At 63.9% G+C, this 6,086-nt stretch carries 5 protein-coding genes; all 5 read right to left on the bottom strand.

Annotation, left to right across the window (positions count from 1 at the left end):
• On the bottom strand, positions 1-897 hold an 897-nt coding region (locus tag V9F06_15955; protein ID MEI2619098.1), incomplete at its 3' end, for a pyridoxal-phosphate dependent enzyme.
• Between the two features lie 22 nt (positions 898-919).
• Positions 920-2,107: an aminotransferase class V-fold PLP-dependent enzyme gene (locus V9F06_15950; GenBank protein MEI2619097.1), complete on the bottom strand. Its 1,188-nt coding sequence runs from the start codon at positions 2,105-2,107 to the stop codon at positions 920-922.
• A 214-nt stretch (positions 2,108-2,321) separates the two neighbouring features.
• The gene (locus V9F06_15945) at positions 2,322-3,953 is read right to left on the bottom strand and encodes a hydantoinase B/oxoprolinase family protein (protein MEI2619096.1); all 1,632 of its coding nucleotides are present in this window, start codon (positions 3,951-3,953) and stop codon (positions 2,322-2,324) included.
• Between the two features lie 3 nt (positions 3,954-3,956).
• On the bottom strand, positions 3,957-5,258 hold the full coding sequence (locus V9F06_15940) for a hydantoinase/oxoprolinase family protein (GenBank protein ID MEI2619095.1): 1,302 nt from the start codon (positions 5,256-5,258) through the stop codon (positions 3,957-3,959).
• An 83-nt stretch (positions 5,259-5,341) separates the two neighbouring features.
• Positions 5,342-6,086: hydantoinase/oxoprolinase N-terminal domain-containing protein (locus V9F06_15935; GenBank protein ID MEI2619094.1), on the bottom strand; the 745-nt coding region annotated here is incomplete at its 5' end.

Here is a 6,086-nt window from a genome sequence, read left to right as displayed (position 1 = left end):
ACAGCATCCAGCACTTCGACGACCCGTGTCGGCTGCGAGGAAGCGATACCCTCGGCGACCGTCGGCTCGATGCGGGTGGGTATTAGACGATCCGTACCCGCCGAGTACGCAGCGAAATAAGGGCCGCACGTTCGCTGCCTGCACGCCGTGGATCTTCGGCAGGCGGTCGATCTCGCCGGCGGCGAGCAATTCACGGAAGCCATGATCGCAGCCCAGCACATTGGCACCGTACCCGAGCGGCACGACGACGTGCTCCGGCACATCGAAGCCGAACTGCTCCCAAAGCTCGAATGCGAGCGTCTTGGTGCCTTCAGCGAAGAAGGCCTGCCGGTTGTGGCTGGCGTAGAAGATCTCGTCGGACATCGCGAGCGCGGCATCGGCGACATCCTGCCGCGAGCCCGGGATCGTGACTGCGTCGGCACCCGCCGCCGCGATCTGAACGATCTTCGGATACGAGGCCGTCTCGGGGACGAGAATGCGCGCTTCCATTCCGGCTGCTGCTGCATAAGCGGCGAGCGATGCCCCGGCGTTGCCGGAGGAGTCTTCGAGCACGCGCTTCAAGCCGCATTGCTTGAGATAAGTGACCATCACGGTCATGCCACGGTCCTTGAACGAACCGGTGGGCATCATGAACTCGAGCTTGGCGTCGATCTCGATGCCCTCCCAACGGATTGGCACGACCGGCGTCCAGCCTTCACCGAGCGTAACGGCCCCTTGCGCCGGGACCCGTATCGCCTTTGCATAGCGCCAGATCGAGCGGCAGCCGACGTCGATGTCGCTGCGCCTGAGCCCCGCACCTGCGGTCAGATTGAGATGGCCGCCGGAAGGTGCTCGCCACCTGGGAACATCGACCGGATAGCGCACTGCGTTGCTGGGATCGACATACTCGACGTTCATGATTCGAATGATGCCCAGCGTCCTATTGCTTCGCCAGCCATTCCTTCGCGAGCCCGATCACGCGCTCGACGTCGGATGACGTGTTGTATAGATGCAGCGAAAACCGGAGCACGCCGCGCCGGATGGAAAGCTTTACATCCCGATCGACCAGATAGTCGTACAGCGACTGCATGCGCGTATCGCTCGTCGAGTCGTGACCGCCGGCCGCGAGGTCTCCGATCGTGATGATATGGGCGAGATGCGCTCCAGGCTTGCCGCCACTCACGGGCAATCCCAGTTCCAGCAAACCATGCGCGAGCCGATGGCCCAGATCCACGACGTAGCGCTCGATCGCCGGCTGACCGAACTGCGCAAGATAGTCGAGCGTGACATCGACATTGACTGCAGCCGTGAAGTTGTAGTTGCCCAGATCGAACCGACGCGCGCCACGGGCGAGTCGGTACTCGAAACTGCCGATGTCGGCCTCGGACGCATCGCCGAGATCCACCCCGAAGCGCGACAAATACGCCGGCTGCAGACGCTCGGCGCATTCCTCGCGGCAGTAAAGCAGGCCCATCCCGTAGAGTCCGCAGAGCCCCTTCTGCGTCGATGCGGCATATGCGTCGATATTGAGCTTCTGCACGTCGTCGGCCAGCACGCCGATCGACTGCGCGGCATCGACTACCAGCATTACACCGCGCTTGCGGCAGGCCGCACCGAGCGTGGCGAGATCCGTACGAAAGCCCGGCGCGAAGCTGACGGTCGCGCACGTCACAGCCTTCGTGCGTGCATCGATCCGCCCGATCATCTCATCGACCGGCATCATTCCCGCACGCGCCGTGACCATGCGGATCTCCACGCCACGCCGCTGCAGGTTGAGCCAGGCATAGACGTTGGCCGGATGTTCGATCTCCGGACAGATGATGACGTTGTCGCCCGGCTGCCAATCGATCGAAGCTGCAATCGCGGCGATCCCCTCGGTCACGTTCTTCGTGAACGCCACCTCTTCCGCCGACGCGGCGTTGATGTGCTTGGCAAAGCGGCCGCGCACGCGCTCGATCATGTCGAAGTAACCGTTCTTGTCGACTTCGGCCATGAGCCGCTCGTCGAGATGGGTGACGAGCGCATCGCGCGCGATCTTCGGCACGAGCCCGCGGGCCGAGACGTCCATGTACGTCCAGCGCTCGGTCGCCGGAAAATCCAGATGTGCCTTCGAGACGTCCTTGCTCATGCTCACTCTCCTCGGTTACTCACACCGAAAACTGTGCCTGGCACAGTTTTACGTGGGAAGAGGGAAAGCGAGGGTCCGGATTCGGTGGTGCTCGCTCGACGGCCACGGGGGTTGACCCTCGATCCCGTTCAGCCGACACCGACTTGTCCGGCCTTTCGCTTTTCCTTTTCCTCGTTCCCCAAAAGAAACTGTGCCAGGCACAGTTTTCGAATTTTCAGGTTCTACCTTCGCGGCGGTCGCGCTCGATCGCCACTGCCTCGCGCGATGCCGGCGCTCCGTACCCTCCACCGCCGGGTGTCGCCACACGCAGGACGCTCCCGCGAGGCAATGCCACTTCCCCAGCCGCTGCCGGAAGCTTGCGCTCGTCGGGCTTGCCCGGATTGAACACGAATTCGCCGGGATGGCCGGCCGCACCGCCTTCCATCCCGGCAGCCGCGACATGCTGGCGCTCCGACGACAGGCTCACCGTCACATCGTCGGCGATGATGCGATAGTCGCGCAGCACGCCCATGCCGCCTCGGTACATCCCGTCACCGCCGGATTTCTCCCATAAGGCATACCGCTCGATCATGAACGGATACGCGTGCTCGAGCGCTTCGACCGGAAGATTCGACGCCCCGGAGGCGTGCACACGCACGGCATCGACGCCGTCCCTGTAAGGACGAGCCCCCATGCCGCCAGCCACCGTTTCGTAGTTGACGAAGTAAATTCCGGTGCGCGGATCGGTCCCCGAGAGCACGATGAGATGATGCGGTCCGCTGCGGGCCAATGCCTTGTCGGGCATTGCCTGCGAAAGCGCACCGGCGACGACATCCCCCAGCACCCCACACGAGATCGAGCGTGCGCCCACCGCGGCCGGCGGCGTCGGCCCCACGACCGACCCGGGCGGCGCCATGATGCTCAGCGTACGGTAATAGCCGGCATTGGCGGGCACGTCGGGGTCGAGCAGGCTTTTCGCGACTGTGTAGACGGTGGCGAGCAGCGCACGATACGGAATGTTGCGAGCACTTTCGACCTGCTTGCCCGACCCCTCGAAATCGAACGTGAGTTGTCCTTCGCCCACCGTCAGCGCGAGTCGGATCTTGCAGGTCTCGCCTTCGCGATCGCCGTCGAGAAAGTCTTCGGCTCGATACGTACCGCGCGGCAAGCGAGAGATCGCCGCGCGGAAGCGCCGCTCCGTGAAATCGAGATACGCGGCGATCGTCGCTTCGGTTTGCTCCACACCGTATCGCTGCATCAGGCCCGTTACGGCTCGAATACCGACGACGTTCGCCGCGATCTGTGCCTTCAGATCGCCGTCGCGTTCCTGCGGCGTGCGCGAGTTGAGCAGGATGATCGCGACCAGATCGCGGTTGACCCGTCCCTCGGACACGATCTTCACCGGCGGGATGCGCAGCCCCTCCTGATAGATGGTCTTGCAGATCGCCGCCTCGCTGCCGGGCACCATACCCCCGACATCGGCGTGATGGGCGATGTTCGCCACGAACGCGACGATGCGCCCGTCGCAGAACACCGGCGCAATGACGTTGATGTCCGGCAGATGCGACCCGCCCCCGTTGTAGGGATCGTTGGCGACGAACATGTCGCCGGGTCGAATATCGTCGGCCCCGAATCGCGACCGGATCTCGTCGACCGCACCCACCATCGAACCGAGGTGGATCGGCACCCGCTGCGCAAGCGCCACCACCTGACCCGCAGCGTCGAAGATCGCGGTCGAGCAGTCGGCGCGCTCCTTGATGTTCGGCGAAAACGCAGTGCGCATGAGCGTCGCACCCATCTCTTCGGCGCTTGCAAGCAGATGCCGGGCGACGACCTCGGCACGAATCGGATCTACGCGAATGTCCATGGCTCAGGCCTCTTGCTTCGCATCGAGCGGTTCGAGTTCGAGATGCATCGTGCCGCTCGCGTCGATGTTGAATCGCGACCGCGGGGGCACGACGGTGGTCGTATCCATCTGTTCGATGATGAGAGGGCCTTCGAAACTCGTCCCGACAGGCAGCAGTTCGCGCTTGTAAATGGGGGTAGCCGTAAATCCCGTCTCTGGAAACCAGACGCTACGTGTCTCGGCGAGGGCCTGGACGAGATTGCCGCCGCTCGCCGGCTGTTCGGCCGGCGGGGCGTCGCGCGCCGCCGTTACGACGAGCCGCAAGTTGACGATCTCCACCCCCTGCTCGGGCATGTCGTAGCCGTAGAACTCGCGGTGTCGCGCATGAAAGCTTTGCAGTAGCCGATCGAGCGCGTCGGGAAAGACATTCGCTGACTCGACGGGCAAGATGAGCTCGAAATTCTGGCCGACGTAACGCACATCGGCAGACCACTCGAACGCTGCCTTCGTGCCCGCACCGACTTCGCCTTCCAGCCACGCCTCGCCCTGCGCCCGCAGCTGAGCAAACCCGGCATTGATCGCCGCGAGATTCGACGGCAGCGCACGCACGAACCGGGTAAGACTGAAGTCGCCACGTACGTCCGCGTGCAGCAATCCCATTGCGGACAACAATCCCGGACGCGTCGGCACGATCACCCGCCGTATCCCCATGTTGCGTGCGATGTCGGCTGCATGAAGCGGACCGGCACCACCGAACGCCACCAACGCGAACTCGCGCGGGTCTTCTCCCTGCTCGACGGAGATCACACGCACCGCCCCCATCATGTTCGCATTGACGATGTCCAGGATGCCTGCCGCGGCTTCGAACATGTCGAGCCCGAGGGGTGGGCACAATTCCTTCTCGATCGCAGTTCGCGCACGGGCCGGATAGACGACCATGCGCCCTCCGAGGAGCGTCTTGGGATTGAGCCGACCGAGGACGACGTTTGCATCCGTCACCGTCGGTCGTAAACCACCCCGGCCATAGGCAGCTGGTCCGGGAAATGCACCGGCACTCATCGGCCCGACCTTCAGCAGCCCGCCTGCATCGACCCAGGCGATGCTGCCGCCGCCGGCGCCGATGGTGTGCAGATCGATCGTGCGCGTCCGAACGGGGAAGCCGCCCATCTCGCGCTGGCTCTTCTGGGCAGGATTCAGCCCTCGAATGAGGCAGACATCCGTCGACGTGCCGCCCATGTCGAACGTGATGAGATCGGGGACATCGATCTGCTTGCCGAGCCCGCGCGTCCCGATCACCCCCCCAGCGGGACCCGGAAAAAAAAGTATTGACCGGCATCCGACGAACCGCGGCGGGCGATACGGCGCCGCCGTTGGACTGCATCACTCTCGGCACCCCGGGCACGCCGAGATCACGCACACCGTTCTCGAATCGTTCGAGATAACGGTCCATGATCGGCATAAGGCTCGAATTCACGACGGTGGTCGCGAAGCGTTCGAACTCGCGAAACTCGGCGAGCACCTCGTGCGAGGCACAAACATAGACGCCCGGCATCGCCTCTTGCAGGACCTCTCTCGCGCGCTTCTCGTGCGCCGGATTCGCATAGGCGTGCATGAAACACACCGCGACCGCTTCGATGGCTTGGCCTTGCAGTGCCGTCACGGCGGCCCGCAACTGTCGCTTCGTTCAAGGGGGTCACGACGCTGCCGGCGTAATCTACGCGCTCGTCGATCTCGATTCGGGCATCGCGCGAGGCCGGCGGTACCGGCTTGGGGATATCGAGATTGAAGTAGTGCGGTCGACGCTGCCGAGCGAGCTCGAGTACGTCGCGAAATCCCGTCGTCGTCAACATGCCGGTGCGGGCGGTCTTGCCCTCTAGCACCGCGTTGGTCGCGAGGGTCGTGCCCAGTACCACGAACTCGACCTGGCTGCACTCGGCCCCGGCCAGTTCGACGACTTCCGCGATGCCCTGGAGGATCGCCTTGGCCGGATCGTCGGTCGTTGTGGGAAGTTTGTGATACCGGTATTCGCCGGTTGCGATATCGGCCAACACGACATCGGTAAAGGTACCGCCCGTGTCGATGCCGATCCAAAGACGGTTCATGCGACTCGCCTGAAAAACGCGGAAGGGTTCGGTCGAGAATAGCACGCGAGGT

The sequence above is a fragment of the Thermomicrobiales bacterium genome (assembly GCA_037045155.1).
Taxonomy (GTDB): domain Bacteria; phylum Chloroflexota; class Chloroflexia; order Thermomicrobiales; family CFX8; genus JAMLIA01.
Note: the sequence above shows the minus strand (reverse complement) of the source record. Positions and strands in the feature narration are given on the sequence as shown.